The organism is Desulfarculus baarsii DSM 2075, from assembly GCF_000143965.1.
In the GTDB taxonomy this organism is placed as follows: domain Bacteria; phylum Desulfobacterota; class Desulfarculia; order Desulfarculales; family Desulfarculaceae; genus Desulfarculus; species Desulfarculus baarsii.
The window spans coordinates 3,134,495-3,150,544 of sequence record NC_014365.1 but is presented as its reverse complement, the minus strand read 5'-3'; the positions used below and the strand labels follow the sequence as shown (position 1 = coordinate 3,150,544).

The 16,050-nt window shown below is 59.3% G+C and carries 12 protein-coding genes; 9 read left to right on the top strand and 3 right to left on the bottom strand.

Going from position 1 to position 16,050, the window contains the following annotated elements:
* The first annotated feature begins 41 nt into the window (after nucleotides 1-41).
* The 5 genes from DEBA_RS17370 to DEBA_RS14150 all read left to right on the top strand — a co-directional run bounded on the left by DEBA_RS17370 (nucleotide 42) and on the right by DEBA_RS14150 (nucleotide 7,063).
* On the top strand, nucleotides 42-1,739 hold the full coding sequence (locus DEBA_RS17370; protein ID WP_013259636.1) for a PAS domain-containing sensor histidine kinase: 1,698 nt from the start codon (nucleotides 42-44) through the stop codon (nucleotides 1,737-1,739).
* Nucleotides 1,736-3,463: a sigma-54-dependent Fis family transcriptional regulator gene (locus DEBA_RS14165; RefSeq protein ID WP_013259635.1), complete on the top strand. Its 1,728-nt coding sequence runs from the start codon at nucleotides 1,736-1,738 to the stop codon at nucleotides 3,461-3,463. The genes DEBA_RS17370 and DEBA_RS14165 overlap by 4 nt, the downstream gene beginning before the upstream one ends.
* A gap of 226 nt (nucleotides 3,464-3,689) precedes the next feature.
* Nucleotides 3,690-4,196 carry a chemotaxis protein CheW gene (locus DEBA_RS14160; RefSeq protein WP_013259634.1) on the top strand — a complete coding sequence of 169 codons (507 nt, stop codon included), beginning with the start codon at nucleotides 3,690-3,692 and terminating at the stop codon, nucleotides 4,194-4,196.
* Nucleotides 4,197-4,381: 185 nt separating this feature from the next.
* Complete coding sequence (locus tag DEBA_RS14155; protein ID WP_013259633.1) at nucleotides 4,382-6,523, top strand: molybdopterin-dependent oxidoreductase; 2,142 nt, start codon at nucleotides 4,382-4,384, stop codon at nucleotides 6,521-6,523.
* 12 nt (nucleotides 6,524-6,535) lie between these two features.
* Entirely contained in the window at nucleotides 6,536-7,063 is a 528-nt protein-coding gene (locus tag DEBA_RS14150; RefSeq protein WP_013259632.1) for a 4Fe-4S dicluster domain-containing protein, read from the top strand.
* A gap of 84 nt (nucleotides 7,064-7,147) precedes the next feature.
* Here the strand turns inward: DEBA_RS14150 and DEBA_RS14145 are convergent, their stop codons facing one another.
* From DEBA_RS14145 to DEBA_RS14135, 3 genes are read right to left on the bottom strand one after another with little or no spacing between them, the layout of a single operon-like run.
* Nucleotides 7,148-7,915 (bottom strand): 2Fe-2S iron-sulfur cluster-binding protein, encoded by a 768-nt coding sequence (locus DEBA_RS14145; RefSeq protein WP_013259631.1) that lies wholly within the window; start codon nucleotides 7,913-7,915, stop codon nucleotides 7,148-7,150.
* Nucleotides 7,912-9,828 (bottom strand): NADH-quinone oxidoreductase subunit NuoF, encoded by a 1,917-nt coding sequence (locus tag DEBA_RS14140; protein ID WP_013259630.1) that lies wholly within the window; start codon nucleotides 9,826-9,828, stop codon nucleotides 7,912-7,914. The genes DEBA_RS14145 and DEBA_RS14140 overlap by 4 nt, the downstream gene beginning before the upstream one ends.
* A 23-nt stretch (nucleotides 9,829-9,851) precedes the next feature.
* On the bottom strand, nucleotides 9,852-10,364 hold the full coding sequence (locus DEBA_RS14135; RefSeq protein ID WP_013259629.1) for an NADH-quinone oxidoreductase subunit NuoE family protein: 513 nt from the start codon (nucleotides 10,362-10,364) through the stop codon (nucleotides 9,852-9,854).
* A gap of 1,006 nt (nucleotides 10,365-11,370) precedes the next feature.
* Here DEBA_RS14135 and DEBA_RS14130 point away from each other — a divergent pair.
* From DEBA_RS14130 to DEBA_RS17365, 4 genes are read left to right on the top strand one after another with little or no spacing between them, the layout of a single operon-like run.
* On the top strand, nucleotides 11,371-11,808 hold the full coding sequence (locus DEBA_RS14130) for a MarR family winged helix-turn-helix transcriptional regulator (RefSeq protein WP_043814607.1): 438 nt from the start codon (nucleotides 11,371-11,373) through the stop codon (nucleotides 11,806-11,808).
* Between the two features lie 43 nt (nucleotides 11,809-11,851).
* Nucleotides 11,852-14,266 carry an efflux RND transporter permease subunit gene (locus DEBA_RS14125; RefSeq protein WP_013259627.1) on the top strand — a complete coding sequence of 805 codons (2,415 nt, stop codon included), beginning with the start codon at nucleotides 11,852-11,854 and terminating at the stop codon, nucleotides 14,264-14,266.
* Nucleotides 14,267-14,270: 4 nt separating this feature from the next.
* The gene (locus DEBA_RS14120) at nucleotides 14,271-15,080 is read left to right on the top strand and encodes an outer membrane lipoprotein-sorting protein (RefSeq protein WP_013259626.1); all 810 of its coding nucleotides are present in this window, start codon (nucleotides 14,271-14,273) and stop codon (nucleotides 15,078-15,080) included.
* 1 nt (nucleotide 15,081) lies between these two features.
* On the top strand, nucleotides 15,082-16,047 hold the full coding sequence (locus tag DEBA_RS17365) for a DUF1302 family protein (RefSeq protein WP_013259625.1): 966 nt from the start codon (nucleotides 15,082-15,084) through the stop codon (nucleotides 16,045-16,047).
* Nucleotides 16,048-16,050 lie beyond the last annotated feature (3 nt).

Below are 16,050 nucleotides of genomic sequence, written 5' to 3'. Positions count from 1 at the left end.
GGGGCGCGCGGGCCGAAGCCGTTCCGAAAGGCTCCCGTTGCATGAATTTTTTCAGCCGCGAAAACGCGTTGCCTCTCGGCGCGACGCTGGTGGCCGTGTCGTTGGGCGTGGGTGCGCTTTTGGGCCGGGCCTTGGCCGGGCCATGGCCTGATGGGTGGCTGGCGCTGGGCCTGGCCGCCGGCCTGGCGGCGCTGGCGGTGACGACCTGGGCCGCCTGGCGGTCGCTGACGCGCGCCCGCCGCGCCGAATTGGCCAGAGCCCAGCATGACAAGGCGCTCATCGCCGCCCTGCAACTGGAGGTCGAGCGCGGCCGGCTGACCAAAGAGGCCCTGGTCGAAAGCGATGCCCGCTATCGCAGCCTGTTTCACGACTCGCACCAGGCCATGCTGCTGATCGACCCCCACGGCGGCCGCATCCGCGACGCCAACCCCGCCGCCTGCCGCTACTACGGCCACCGCTGGACGGAGCTGGCCGCCATGAGCTTGGGCCAACTGGACGCCTCGGGCCAGCCGGCCCCGCCAGCCAGCGAGCCCGGCGTGGCCTTGGGCCGCCATCGCCTGGCCGACGGCCGCCAACGCCAGGTGGAACTGCATTCCAGCCCCATCGCCGCCGTGGGCCTGGTTCACGTCATCGTCCACGACATCACCGAAAAACAGGCCATGGAGCAGGCCTTGGTCGAGAGCGGGCGCAAGCTTTCGGCCATAGTCGAGGCCGTGGGTGAGGCCATGGTCATCTTCGATCAAAATCTGGCCATGACCTGGGCCAACGATCAAGCCCTGGCCCTGCTGGGCCAGGGCGGCGAGGCCAGAACCACCGCCGAGGAACTGGCCCGGGCCTGCCTGCAAGGCGGCCAAGCCCACGAGGCCGAATGCGGCCAGGACGGCCCCGACGGCCGCCGGCATTTCTGGGCCACGGCTCGGCCGGTGGAGACGGCCGGCGACGGCGCGGCCCACACGGCCCTGGTCATGCTGCGCGAGGTGACGGCCAAAAAAAACCTGGAGACCGAGGCGGCCATGGCCGCCCATCTGGCCTCCATCGGCGAACTGGCCGCCGGCGTGGCCCACGAGATCAACAATCCCATCAACGGCGTGATCAACCTGGCCCAACTGATCATCGACCGCGCCGACAGCCCCCAGGCCCGCGCCGAGTATCCGGCCCTGATCATCCAGGAAGGCCAACGCATCTCGACCATCGTGGCCAACCTGCTGTCCTTTGCCCGGCCCCACAGCGAAGAGCCCGCCGCCGTCGACCTGGCCGCCGTGTTGGGCGACGCCCTGGCCCTGATGGGCAACCAACTGACCAAGCGCGGCGCGCGCCTGGAGCTGGATCTGCCGGCCGATCTGCCGCCGGCCCTGGGCCGCCGCCGCCAGCTCCAGCAGGTGTTCATGAATTTAATCTCCAACGCCCAGCAGGCCCTGGATCAGCGCTTTCCCTCGGCCGATCCGCGCAAGACCCTGACCATCCAGGCCGCCCGCCACGAGTCGGCCGACGGCCGCCCGGCCCTGCGCCTGCGTTTTATCGACAACGGCGTGGGCCTGGCCCCGGCCATGCAACGCCGCGTGTTCGAGCCGTTTTTCAGCACCAAGCCGCCGGGCCAGGGCACGGGCCTGGGGCTTAGCGTCAGCCACGGCATTGTCCGCGATCACGGCGGGCGCATCGGTTTCGAAAGCCGCGAGGGCGGCGGGGCCACGGTGATCGTCGATCTGCCGGCGGCCGCCAGCGGCGAGGAGACCCCATGAGCGGCCGGGTGTTGGTGGTCGACGACGAACAAGTTCTGCGCCTGACCTTCGAGGCGCTGCTTGGCGACGCGGGCCACGCCGTGCAAACGGCGGCCGACTTTGACCAGGCCGTGGCGGCCCTGGAGGCGGACGCCTTTGACGCGGTGTTTGTCGATATCATCTTGGGCGGGCGTTCGGGCCTGGAGCTGCTGGAACGGGCCAAGGGCCTGCAACCGACCACGCCGGTGGTGATGATCACCGGCCAGCCCACGGTGGAGGCGGCCTCGCGGGCGCTGCGGCTGGGGGCCTTTGATTTCATGGTCAAGCCCGTGACCAAGGACGCCCTGCTGCGCGCGGCCCGGGCGGCGCTGGCCCACAAGCGCCTGATCGATGAACGGGACCACGAGGCCGCCCAGCGCCGGCGTTATCAGGCCCTGCTGACGGCCATCGTCGAGGGCGTGGGTGACGGCGTGATCAGCGTGGGCGTTGACGGCCGCCTCAGCCAGATCAACCGCGCGGCCCAGGAGCTGCTGGGCCTGACCAGTCAGGCGGCCTTGGGTTCGTCGCTGGAAGAGCCCATGTGGGCGCCCCTGGGCCAGGGCCGCCAGATGCTTTTGGCCACGGCCCGGGGCGGCTCGGCCCCGGCCGAGGCCCGCCAGCAGATCGTGCCCGCCGGCGCTGGGCCGCGCTTGGTGGAGCTGAGCTGCCGACCGCTGCGCGACGGCCAGGGCCGGGCCATGGGCGCGGTGCTGGTGCTGCGCGACCGCACGCGGCTGTCGCTGCTGGAGGACAGCCTGCGCAGCCGCCGTGGCCTGCACGGCCTGGTGGGCCAGAGCCCGGCCATGCAGGAGGTATACCGCCTGCTGGAGACCCTGGCCGAGACCGACACCACGGTGCTGATCGGCGGGCCCAGTGGCTCGGGCAAGGAACTGGCCGCCGAGGCCCTGCACTACCTTGGTCCCCGGGCCAATGGGCCGTTGATCAAGGTCAACTGCGCGGCGCTGGCCGAAAACCTCTTGGAGAGTGAGCTGTTCGGCCACGCGCGCGGGGCCTTCACCGGCGCGGTGGCCGACAAGGCCGGCCGCTTTTTGCTGGCCGACGGCGGCACGATCATGCTCGACGAGATCGGCGACATCTCGCCCGCGGTGCAGCTAAAGCTGCTGCGCGTGCTGGAGGACAAGATCGTCGAGCGGGTGGGCGAGGCCAAACCGCGCCGCGTGGACGCGCGGGTGGTGGCGGCCACCAACCAGGACTTGGCCACGTTGAGCGCCCAGGGCCGCTTTCGGCAGGATTTGTATTATCGGCTCAACGTCGTGCGCCTGAACATGCCCTCCCTGGCCCAGCGCCGCGAGGATATCCCCCTGCTGGCCGAGCATTTCCTGGCCCAGTTCGCCCGGCGCATGCCCCGGCCGGTGGAGGGCCTCTCGCCCACGGCGCTGGAGGCGCTGATGCGCCAGCCCTGGCCCGGTAACGTGCGCCAGTTGCGCCATGTCTTGGAGCATGCCTATATTTTCTGCCCCGGCGGGCTCATCGGCCCCGAACATCTGCCGCCCGAGCTGTCCGCGCCGCCGATTTCGCCCGCGGCCGACGGCCCCACCAGCGAGGCCCAGCGCATCCTGGCCGCCCTGCGCCGGGCCGGCGGCAACAAGGCCAAGGCCGCCCGCCTGCTGGGTTTGAGCCGCAACACGCTCTATCGCAAGCTGAACGAGCTTGGCCTGAGCGAACTGGGCGACGGCTCGGAGTGACACTTGTGTCACGTGACACAAGTGTCACGTGACGGGCCTCGCTCGGCGTGACGGCTATCGAGTGGCGGGCAACATGTTGAAATAACCAGTTTTTATTTTTGTAGCGCGCGCCGCGCCCGTTGGCCCGGATTTCGCAAAACAAACCCGCGTGGACCGCCGGAGCCCCGGCACGAAAAACGAGGTCGCCCCGGCGGCCAAGCAAAACCCAAGGCGGGAGGAAAACGCCATGTGCGCCAAGGACGCTTCGCAACAAGTCAGCGCCATCGGCCAGGAATTGGCCGGCAAATATCTGACCTTCGGCCTGGCCGACGAGGAATACGGCCTGGAGATCCTGCGCGTGCGCGAGATCATCGGCATGATGAACGTCACGCCCATCCCCCGCACGCCCGATTTCGTCCTGGGCGTGATCAACCTGCGCGGCAAGGTCATCCCGGTGGTCGATCTGCGCCTGAAATTCGCCCTGCAATACAAAGAGCCCGACGACCGCACCTGCGTGATCGTCGTCGAGGTGATGAGCGAGGACCAGCCGATCATGATGGGCATCGTGGTGGACATGGTCAACGAGGTGGCCGACGTGCGGGCCGAAAACGTCGAGCCCACGCCCAGTTTCGGCGTCGTCCTCGACACCAGCTTCATCCTGGGCATGGCCAAGTTTGGCGAAAAGGTCATCACGCTGTTGGCCATCGACAAAGTGCTCACCTCCACCGAGATCAGGGCCATCGGCTCGATCTAGGATTTTCCTGGCCGCCGCGCGCCGCTCGCGCCGCCCGTGGGGTCGGCGGGGGCGGCGTTTTGTCTTGCCGCGCCAAAAAAACGCCCTCGGGCTGGCGTTGGCGGGCTGATCGTGACAAAATGGTCTCCTGGACGGCGGCTTTTCGCGTCGCCAAAGCCCCCAGCAGGCAGGATGGAGTTTCGCATATGAACAAAACCCAAGCGCCCAATGTGGCCAACGTGGCCGACCCAGGCAAACGAACCGTCTACAGCATGTGCGGCATGTGCGCGGTGCGCTGTCCGATCCAGGTGGAGGTGGAGGACGGGCGCGTGCGCTGGCTGCAAGGCAACGAAAACGACAAGGCCATGGGCGCCAGCCTCTGCGCCAAGGGCGCGGCGGGCCTGAGCCTGCTCTACGACGACGACCAGCGGCCCCTGCAGCCGCTGATCCGCGTGGGCGAACGCGGCCAGGGCCAGTGGCGGCAAGCCTCGTGGGACGAGGCGCTGGATTACGTGGCCCAAAAGCTGCAAAAGGTCATCGACGCCCACGGGGCCAAGGCCATCGCCCTGAGCGACCGCGGCGGCCCGTTCAACGACCTGACCAAGAGCTTTCTGAAGGCCATCGGCTCGCCCAACTACTTCAACCACGACTGCACCTGCGGCCGCAACACCCACCACGCCGCGCTGAGCCTCTATGGCCTGGGCCGCAAGGGCCTGTCCTACGATATAAAAAACACCCGCCACATCGTGCTCTACGGCCGCAACATCATCGAGTCGTTGCAGGTCAAGGAGGCCAAGGACTTCATGAAAGCCATGGCCGCCGGGGCCAAATGCACCTACATCGACCCCCGGGCCAGCCTCACCGCCGCCAAGGCCACCCGCTATTGGCAGATCCGCCCCAACACCGACTACGCCCTCAACCTGGCCCTGATCCACGAGGTGATTTACAACGAGCTGTACGACAAGGAGTTCTGCGCGCGCTGGGTCAGCGGCCTGGACGAACTGAAGACCTTTGTCGCCCCCTACACCGCCCAGTGGCAGGAAGAGCACACCGGCATCCCGGCGGCCGAGGTGCAAAGCTTCATCCGCGAGATCGCCGCCGACGCGCCCAAGGTGATGTTCCACGCCGGCTGGATGACCGCTCGCCACATGCAGTCGTTCTACTCCAGCCGCACGGCCAGCATTCTCAACGTCCTTTTCGGGGCCATCGAGACGCCCGGCGGACTTATCTTCGCCAAAAAGGCCGCCGACGCCGGCCGCAAGCCCCTGCGCAGCCTGGGTGAGCCCATGCCCAAGCCCGTCGATCAGCGCGTCGATGGTTGCGGCTGGAAATACAGCCATTTCGACGCGGGGCCCGGCCTGCTGCACTTGCTTTACGAAGCCATGGAGACCGACCAGCCCTATCACGTGGGCGCTTATATCTGTTATCGGCACGACCCCCTCAGCGCCCTGCCCGACCCGGAGGCCCAGAAAAAGGCCCTCGACCGCCTGGACCTGCTGGTGGCCATCGACGTCAATTACTCCGAGACGGCCTGGTACGCCGACGTGATCCTGCCCGAGGCCACCTATCTGGAGCGGGCCAACATCCTGGCCCTCAAGGATGGCGCCAAGCCGACCATCCAGATGCGCGACCAGGCCGTGGCCCCGCTCCACGACACCAGGCCGGCCTGGTGGATCTTCGGCCAGTTGGCCAGTCGCCTGGGCGCGGGGCAATATTTCAACTTCCAGGCCATCGAGGATATCTGGGCCTATCAGCTCGAAGGCACGGGCGTCGATATCGCCCAACTGCGCCAACGCGGCGTCTTGTCCCTGGCCGACCAGCCCATCATGTTCGACCGCGCCGAGGGGCTCAAGTTCAAGACGCCCTCGGGCAAGATCGAGCTGGTCAGCTCGCGCCTGAGCCAGGCCGGCATCGAGAGCTTCGCGCCCTTCCAGCCGCCCAAGGCGTTGGCCGACGATGAATTTCGCCTGCTCTTTGGCCGATCAAGCGTGCACAACCACGCCCATACGGCCAATAACCCTCTTTTACACGAGATTTTGCACGACAACCCCATTTGGGTCCACCCCCGGCGGGCCGAGGCCCTGGGCCTGGCCGATGGCGACGAGGCCGTGGTCAGCGCGCCCGGCTACAGCGCCAAGGCCAAGGTCAAATTGACGCCGTGGATCCACCCCGACGCGGTGTTTCTGCTGCACGGCTTCGGGCGCACCGTGCCCCTGCAAAAGCGCGCCTTTGGCAACGGCGTGGCCGACCAAAGGCTGCAGGTGGGGCTGTTGCATGTCTATGACCCGGCCGGCGGCGCCAACGCCTTGTGCGAGGCCACCGTGCGCCTGGCCCGGGCGGGCAAGTAGGGAGGCCCGAAAATGAGCAAATATTATCTGCTGCAAGACTCGGACATGTGCATCGGCTGCCAGGCCTGCGAGGTCCACTGCAAGACCAACAAAGGCCTGCCGGTGGGGCCGGCCCTCTGCAAAAACATCGCCGTGGGGCCGCTGGCCGTGGGCGGCCTGCCCAGGGTCAGGTTCGTGTTCATGCCCTGTTTTCACTGCACCGAGGCCAGTTGTCTGGCCGTCTGCCCCACGGGCGCGGTGATCAAACGCCCCTCCGACGGCATCGTCTACATCGACCAGGCCCGTTGCATCGGCTGCAAAAGCTGCATCGCCGCCTGCCCCTGGGGCGCTTGCCAATGGAATCCCCAGACCAACAAGGCCGTCAAGTGCGACTATTGCATGGATCGCCTGGACGCCGGGCTAAAGCCGGCCTGCGTCACCAAATGCCTGACCGGCTGCCTGGAGTTCGGCGAGGCCAATCAGGTCGATGACAAACGTCGTCAGCGCTTTGCCCAGGCCTTGGCCGAAAGCACGTATTTCGGCGAAAAAGCGACGGGCTGAGCCAGCCTAGGGCCGCGCCTCAACGAAAAAGGCCTCTCCCGCGCCGCGGGAGGGGCCTTTTGTTCAGCGATCGGCCGTGGCCGCTCAGTCTTGGCCCATGGCCATCTTGCGGGCGAAAACCTGGCGGGCGCAGTCGGGGCAGATTTTGGGCGCGTCCTCGGCCGGCTGGACGGCGCCGGGCAACCGACGGCCCACGTCCGCCAGAAAAACGCTGGGCGCGAAAAGACGGCCACATTCGGCGCACTTTTGCTTGGGCGCGCGCCGGGTCTCCTTGCCACCGATCTTCATGACGATTTCGTCGCCGGCGTCCTCCATGACGATGTTGCCCGTGGGGCAGACCGCCGCGCAGGCCCCGCAGGCCAGGCAGTCGTCGGACACGCAGTGGAAAGGCGTGGTCACCTCGATTTCGGTGCCGCGGCCGGCGAAAGTGATGGCCCGGGGGCCCATCAACTCGCAGACGCGGCAGCACAGGCCGCAGAGCAGGCAGTTGTCCTGGTCGCACTGAAAGCGCGGGCGCTCCAGGCCGTACTGCGCGGCCAGGTCGCGCACAAAGGCGTTTTCCGGGCAACGGGACAGGATCAGCTCCACGAGCATTTTGCGGTGCTTGAGCACGGCCTCGGAGTGGGTCCACACCTCGACGCCCTCGCGCACGGGGTGGTTGCACGAGGTCACGAAGCGCTTGCGCCGGCCGTCGAACAGCTCCACGGTGCACAAACGACAGATGCCGGCCGGCTCCAGGGCCTCGTGATGACACAGGGTGGGTATCTTGACGCCGATGGACGCGGCGGCCTGCAACAGCGTCGAGCCGGGCTCGGCCTGGACTTTTTGGCCATTGATGGTCAGGTTGATCATTGGCGCGGCTCCTGTTTCTTGTTGGGCTTGACCACGACGGCGTTGAACTTGCACGCATCGTAGCAAATGGAGCACTTGATGCATTTGGCCTGGTCGATGACGTGGGGCTTTTTCTTCTCGCCACTGATGGCCTGCTGGGGGCATTTGCGCCAGCAGGCGTGACAGCCCGTGCAGGCCTCGGGGTCGATCTCGTATTGAAACAGCTCCTTGCACACGCCGGCCGGGCAGAATTTGTCGCGGATGTGGCTTTCGTATTCATCGCGGAAATAGCGGATGGTGCTGAGCACCGGGTTGGGCGCGCTGCCGCCCAGGCCGCACAGCGACAATTCCTTGACCGTGGCCGATAGCTCCTGCAACAGCTCGATGTCGCCCTCGCGGCCCCGGCCCTGGCAGATGTCGGTGAGGATCTGCAACAGGCGCTTGATGCCCTCGCGACAGGGCGTGCACTGTCCGCACGACTCCTCTTGCAAAAACTCGAGAAAATAGCGGGCCACGTCGACCATGCAGGTGTCTTGGTCCATGACGATCATGCCGCCCGAGCCCATCATCGCGCCGGTCTCGACCAGCTTTTCATAGTCGACGGGGATGTCGAGCATGCTGGCGGGAATGCACCCGCCGGACGGGCCGCCGCTTTGCACGGCCTTGAATGCTTTTTTAAGGGTGCCGCCGCCCACGTCGTAGACGATATGACGTAGGCTGGCGCCCATGGGCACCTCCACCAGGCCGGTGTTTTTCACGTTGCCCACCAGCGAAAAGACCTTGGTGCCCTTGCTGGTGGCCGTTCCCATGGAGGCGAACCACTGGGCGCCGTTTTTGATGATCATGGGCACGTTGGCGAACGTCTCGACGTTGTTGAGGTTGGAGGGCTTGTCGCGGTAGCCGTGCTCGACGGTGTGAATGTACTTGGCCCTGGGTCGGCCGACCTTGCCCTCGAGCGAACGCATCAGGGCCGTGGATTCGCCACAGACAAAAGCGCCGGCCCCGGTGCTGATCTTGATGTCGAAATCAAAGCCCAGGCCCAGGATGTTTTCGCCCAGCAAGCCATATTGTTTGGCTTGCTTGATGGCTCCCACCAGCCGGACCACGGCCAGGGGGTATTCGTTGCGCACATAGACGAAACCGTGGCGCGCGCCCACGGCGTAAGCCGCGATGGTCATGCCCTCCAGCACGCTGAAGGGGTCGCCCTCCAGGATGCTGCGGTCCATGTAGGCCCCGGGATCGCCCTCGTCGGCGTTGCAGATGACATATTTGGGCTCGCCTTCGGCCTTGGCGCACGATTGCCACTTCAAACCCGTGGGAAAACCGCCGCCGCCTCGGCCGCGCAGGCCCGAGGACTTGACTTCCTCGATTATTTCCGCGGGCGTCATTTCACCCAGCGCCTTGGCCAGGCCCTGGTAGCCGCCGGCGGCGATGGCGTCGGTGATGTCGGTGGGGTCGATGTGGCCAATGTTGCGCAGGACAACCCGCTCCTGGAGATTGTAAAACGGGATGTCGGCGACCCGGACAAACTTTTCCTTGGTCCCCGGATCGGCGTACAACAAACGCGTCACCGGGCGGCCGTTGATCAACGATTCCTGGACGATCTCTTCGGCGTCGGACGGCTGCACCTTTTGGTAAAAAATACCTTCGGGATGGATGACAACCAGCGGGCCGCAAGAACAAAAACCGTGACAACCGGTGATCTTGACGACCGGCCTGACGGCCACGTCCAAATCGGCGGCGGCTATCGCCGACTCCAGGGCTTCGGCGACCTGGGCCGCGCCGGCGGCCAGGCAGCCAGAGCCGTGACAGACCACTATCTCGCCCTTGGCCGGATCGCGCTGGGCTTCGATACGCTGGCGCAGTTTGTTGAAGTCCTCCAAGGACGACAAGCGGAAACCCCGCTGACTTTCCGCTTTATATGAATCATTCATTCGGAAAACTCCCGGAAGGCTGTTCAGTTGGCCATTTCTTTCAGCGTGTTAAGCATCTTGTCGGACGTCATGCCGCCGTGGTATTTTTCGTCAATAACCACGACCGGGCCCAGGCTGCAACAGCCGATGCAGCGCACCGTTTCCAGGGTGAACTTGAAGTCAGCGGTGGTTTCTCCCGCCTTGATCCCCAGATAGTCTTCCACGGATTGCTTGATCCGCTCGGCTCCACGCACGTGACAGGCCGTGCCCAAACACACCGAGATGATGTTTCTGCCCCGTGGCTCCAGGCAGAACATGCTGTAAAAAGTGACGATTTCGTATATGCCGCTCATCGAGACGCCAAGCTTGGCCGACAGATACCTCAGGGCGGGCAGCGGAAGATAGTTGTAGCGCTTGCTGATCGCCTGAAGGATCATGATCAGATTTTCCTTGTCGCCGCCAGACCGCTGGAATATCAGATCATCCAACTCTTGATAATCGATATCCACTTGCGGCGCGCAAGGTTTGGCGTCCTGGTTTCGCGATTCTTCAGCCATCGAAGCTATCCCCTAGAGATCGTGCGGGTGAAATATTTGCAAGCGTTTGACGCTCCCTGAACCGTGGCTCCGCGCGTCATGAGATGAATTGACCGATCGGCCTCCATCGGGCAATGATGGGCTGGCTTTGGTCAACTGTTTGTAATCACGATGTAAAATATAAATACGCACATTGTTTGGACGTTGTTCATATTATAACTGTTTGACGGGCGCGTCAACCAACGCACGAACGCCGGCGGCCACGGGCGGAGTGTGTTGTTGTGGCGTGTTCGAGGCGCTGAGGGAGTAGGCCCAAAATCAAGGCAAAAGCCTCTCCTCCGGCGCAATGAAACCATCCGCGCATTTTTTCCGCCCCCGCGAGCCGCCCGGCATGCGGGGCTTCTGCTTTTAGCCGTCGTCGCCTCGTTGCTGGCGCGCAAAGATCGCGTCTAACGGCAACGGCCAATTGCCATAGCCTTGCCCTGGGCACACCGACTTTCAAGACAAGCAACATGCCTGAATGACGTTATTTTCGTGGGAGCAAGCCGGCGGGTGATATTGGGCCGGGGCGGAAAATCGACTAGGGCGGACTGCGCGATGAACGATCGTCGGTCTGATATGACGGACGGCCATTGACTTTTTAGCCATGGCGGCGGTGCTGGTCAAGCGCTTTGAATGACTATGTGGAGCCGGCCACTCGGGAGATGGCCGATTTTAGCCTGTATAAGCGGAGCGTTGGAATTTTTTAAAGGTATCCGCTTCTCCGCAGGCGTCGCTGTCCAGCCATGTAGAGACGGTGTGTTTTCATGCCTGCAAATCGCGAAAAGACGAAGATTGCCGTACTGTTGCAAACCGCTAACCACCAGACAAAATCGTGCCATGCCGGTTGCGTTCCGCTGATGACAAAATGATTCGCCGGATGATAGCGCAGAGCGGGTAGCAACTATACATTCCAGAAGAAGAGTGTTTTGACCATCCATGGAGCAATGGGCTTAGCGTGGACGGAGTGCGGCCGGTGAATGAACGAATGAACAAGCTTGGCGCGATTATTTTGCGGGTGTTCAACATGGCCGTGCAAAACGAGAAGAAGCCCCGAAATTTTGGCATCAGTGAGCTGCTATACCCATCGGAAATCCATATGGTGATGCTGGTGGGCGACAATCCGGGGGCTCATTTGTCGGAATTGGCCAGAAGAGCGGGAATCACGCGTGGCGCAGTGTCCCAGGTAGTGAATAAGTTGGAGAAGAAAAACCTGATTTGCAAAGATTATGGGCCAAAAAATAATCTAAGAATGGTGCCGGTCCTGACGGAAAAAGGAAAGGCGGCCTATCTCGCGCATGAAAAATATCACGAAGAGATAAACATCGATATCTATGCCTATGTAAGAGAGATGAGTGAAGATGATTTTGGCGTGGTGTATGCATTTTTGCGCAAGATTGAAAAGATGGGTGAAAAATTGAAATGATGAGTTTTCCCTGGTGATGGCAGGGAGAAAAAGGCGGTTTTTGATGAGGATGCGCATCGAAGCATGGTTCAGGTTCGTCGCCGAGACAATCTGCAACAGGGCCTGGTTATTACTGGTCATCACCGGGCTTGCGACAGGTTTTTTGGTCTATCAACTGCCCGGCCTGCGGGTTGACACCAGCACGGAGAGTTTTTTTCATAAAGATGATCCCGTCTTGGAAGAATATGAAGCGTTCAAGGACCAATTCGGATGGGATGAGTTGATTGTCCTGGCAATAGAGCCGCCAGAGGTTTTTGATAAAGACTTTTTGGAAAGATTAAAAGAATTACATGCTGATTTAGAGGATAATGTGCCCCACTTGGCAGACATTACCTCAATGGTCAATGCCAGAAATACTCGAGGAGAAGAGGATAAACTGATAGTAGAGGATCTGCTCGAGAATTTTCCTAAAAATGCAAGCGAAATGGCGGATTTGAAAAAACGGGTCATGGCGAACCCATTGTACATAAATCGAATCATATCGTCCGATGGTGGCATGACGACAATCATCCTGGAAACTGACTTAAGTGCGGTAACTTCAAATAAGATCGACGCGCTGAGTGGCTTTGAGGAAAGCGAGGCAATCGAGCCGTCTTTGGAAGAAAAAAACATATCGAAAAATGACATTGCCGAAGCAGTTGTTTCCGCTGTTGAGAAAATAGTCAATAAATATCAATCGCCGGATTTCAGGATACATCTGGCCGGCGCGCCCGTGGTCTTGAAAAAACATAAAGAGGCCATGATAGGTGACATGGGTAAGTTTATGCTGTTAGCCATTGCGACGATAGCATTATGCCTATATTTGATGTTCCATCGCATTACTGGTGTGCTTTTACCATTGTTGGTGGTAGTGCTGAGTCTCCTATCAACCCTGGGAATGATGGGGTTGTTTGGGGTTGCATTCACCGTTCCAAACATGATTTTGCCGTCATTTTTGCTGGCAGTTGGCGTGGGTGCATCAGTGCACATTCTTTCCCTAATTTATCGCCACTATGAGCAAAATAATAATAAACGCGAGGCGATTGTTTACGCCATGGGCCATTTCGGTCTGGCCGTGGTAATGACCAGCCTTACCACAGCGGTAGGGGTTGCTTCTTTTGCCACTACTGAAATGGCGCCCGTGGCGTATCTGGGAATATTCGGTGGCGCAGGTGTGCTTTTCAGCCTGATATATACGATTGTATTGCTGCCAACCTTGTTGTTTTTGCTGCCGTTGAAAGTGCGTTTTGTCAACAAACGTGGTGGGCCAGCTCTTCAGGATAGGTTCGGCAGATTCCTGGACTGGGTCAGTGATATGTCAACTGGGTATCCCAAAACAATAACAGCGATAACAGTAGCGTTGTTAGTCGTGGGATTAGCAAGTGCAATGCAACTTAGATTTTCTCACGACACACTTAAATGGTTGCATCCATCTTGGCCATGCCGGCAGGCAACCGAAAAGATAGATGAAGTGCTTGGCGGCACGATTACGTTAGAAGTTTTGGTGGACACTGGGCGCGAAAACGGGCTTTACGATCCATACATATTGAAAAGCTTAGACCAGCTTGCGGAGGAGTTTGATAAGTTCGACGATGGGCTGATCAAGGTAGCCAAAGCGTCATCAATCGCCGATATTTTGAAGGAAATTCATCAGGCATTGAATGAGAACCGTCCCGAGTTTTACACGGTACCTGAAAATGGCGACCTGATCCCTCAGGAGTTTTTGCTATTTGAAAATTCCGGATCGGACGACCTGGAAAAAGTAACTGACAGCGCTTTCAGAGTGGGGCGATTTTCGGTGCTTGTTCCTTGGGTTGATGTGTTTCGCTATGTTCCGCTAGTCAACAAGATAGAACATGATTTTCAGGAAAAGCTGGGGACTAAAGCAACGATTAGCACTACGGGAATCCTGCGCCTTTTTATACATACAGTAACGGCAGCGAGCAAATCAATGGCGGAAGGATATGTATCGGCGGTAATCTTGATAACAATTATGATGATATTGATGGTTGGAAAGATACGTCTGGGAATTTTAGCAATGATACCCAATCTTTCCCCTGTCATATTAGTCATAGGTTTAATGCATTGGCTGAGACTGCCTTTGGATACTTATACAATGATGATAGGCACCATTGCTTTGGGACTATCTGTGGATGACACGGTGCACTTCATGAACGGATTCCGAAAGTACTATGATGAAACAGGCGATGTAAAGGTAGCGATAAATAAGACTTTGCACACCTCTGGAAGGGCAATGCTTGTGACCAGTATTGTCCTTACAATTGGTTTTTTGGCATTTACTTGCGCCTCCATGCGCAACGTTGTCAACTTTGGTTGGTTGACTGGTTTGACAATCATGTTGGCGCTGGTTGCCGATTTCTTTTCCGTTCCGGCAATCTTGACCCTGATGAATCGCACCACGCAAATGAAGGTGGAGTAACGTAATGAAAAAATGGGCCATGAGCTTGATTGTGACAATGGTGGCTGCCTGGTTTGGTGGCTTGATATGCTCCGCCGAAGCTGGCATGACGGCCAGGCAGATAATGGAGATGGTGGATGCTCGTGATGATGGCGATAACATGACTGCTGATCAGGAAATGATTTTGATTGATAAAAATGGTCACAAAAGAATACGACGCATGAAAGCGTTTTCTAAGGATAAAGGCAAGGATACGCTTAAGTTGATGTTTTTCATGGAGCCGGCGGATGTGCGAGGCACGGGGTTCTTGACCTATGATTATTATTTGGGTGAACGTGATGACGATCAATGGCTATACCTGCCGGAGCTTAAAAAGGTAAAGCGCATCGCATCCTCGGATAAATCGTCGGCCTTTATGGGATCTGATTTTTCCTATGCGGACATGACCAAAAGAGTTGTTGCCGAATGGAATTATAAATTACTCAAGACCATGGATATTGGGGGAAAATCATGCTGGCTCATTGAGGCGACGCCAGTCAACGATGAAGTGGAAGATAGGTATGGTTATGAAAAATCAGTGCTATTTGTGCGGCAAGACATATTCATGGTGGTGAGGGGGGTTAATTGGTGCAAAGAGGGCGGAGAGATTAAATACCTGGAAAATGTTACCATTGAGCAGATAGATGGCGTCTGGGTTAGCACGCAGACCAAGGCAAAAACAACCAGAAATGGCAGAGTAATGCACCAGACAATTTTCAATCAAAGAAACACCAGATTTGGCCAGGACATAAAGGAGGAGTTTTTTTCAACACGGCAATTGGAAAAGGGATTGTAGAATGAAATTTGGCGCGCCGGTGAAAATTATCGGCATGCTGGCCGTATTGCTTCTAATCTTTTCCACAACGCAGGCCATGGCTTTGGCGTCAAAGCTAGATGATATTGCGGACGATGATCTCGATTTGGTTTTGGATGGATTTGAGTTAAAAGGAGCCGAAAATGAAATAGATCGATCGATTGATTTCATTGAAAATTCTTCCGATTTACTTGGCGGAGAATTAACACAAAGGCATGACAATGCCCCTGAGTGGTTACGAATTGGTGGATCACTGGCTGTGGCCAGCGCCGTAAGCTTGTGTTCTCATGAAGCGCCGCCAGATCAGATTGATTTGCAGGGACTTTCCAAATTTCGCACCGAGCTTGATCTGACGGCAGATGTGGAGATAAAGGAAGGCTGGCGAGCCAGATTGAGTGGGCAGACATATTACGATTGGGCATATGCAGTACGTGGACGACAAAACTTCACGGATCAGATGTTGGAAGCCTATGAGAATGAGCTGGAATTGGGTGAAGCCTGGCTTCAAGGTTCGCTCGTTGCGGGGTTGGATGTCAAGTTTGGCCGCCAGATTGTGGTTTGGGGAAAATCAGACAATATTCGTGTCACGGACGTGCTGAATCCCTTGGATAATCGTGAGCCTGGCATGACCGATATAGAGGATCTTCGTTTGCCGACGACCATGACTAGACTCGATTATATATTGGGCAATTGGATTATCACCGGGCTGGTAGTCCATGAAATACGCTTCGGCAAATTTCCCGTTTACGGCAGTGACTATTACAGCGCATCGCGCTGCCTACCAGCGGAAGTAACTCCGCCGTTTGGGCTGGAAAGCCAGGAATATGGTTTGGCTTTATCAAGCAATTTCAATGGGTGGGACATGGCTCTTTATGGAGCCTACATCTATGATGATGACAGCCTGTACAGATATAGTATTTACCTGACACTGCCGCCCCTGGCGGGGTGATTT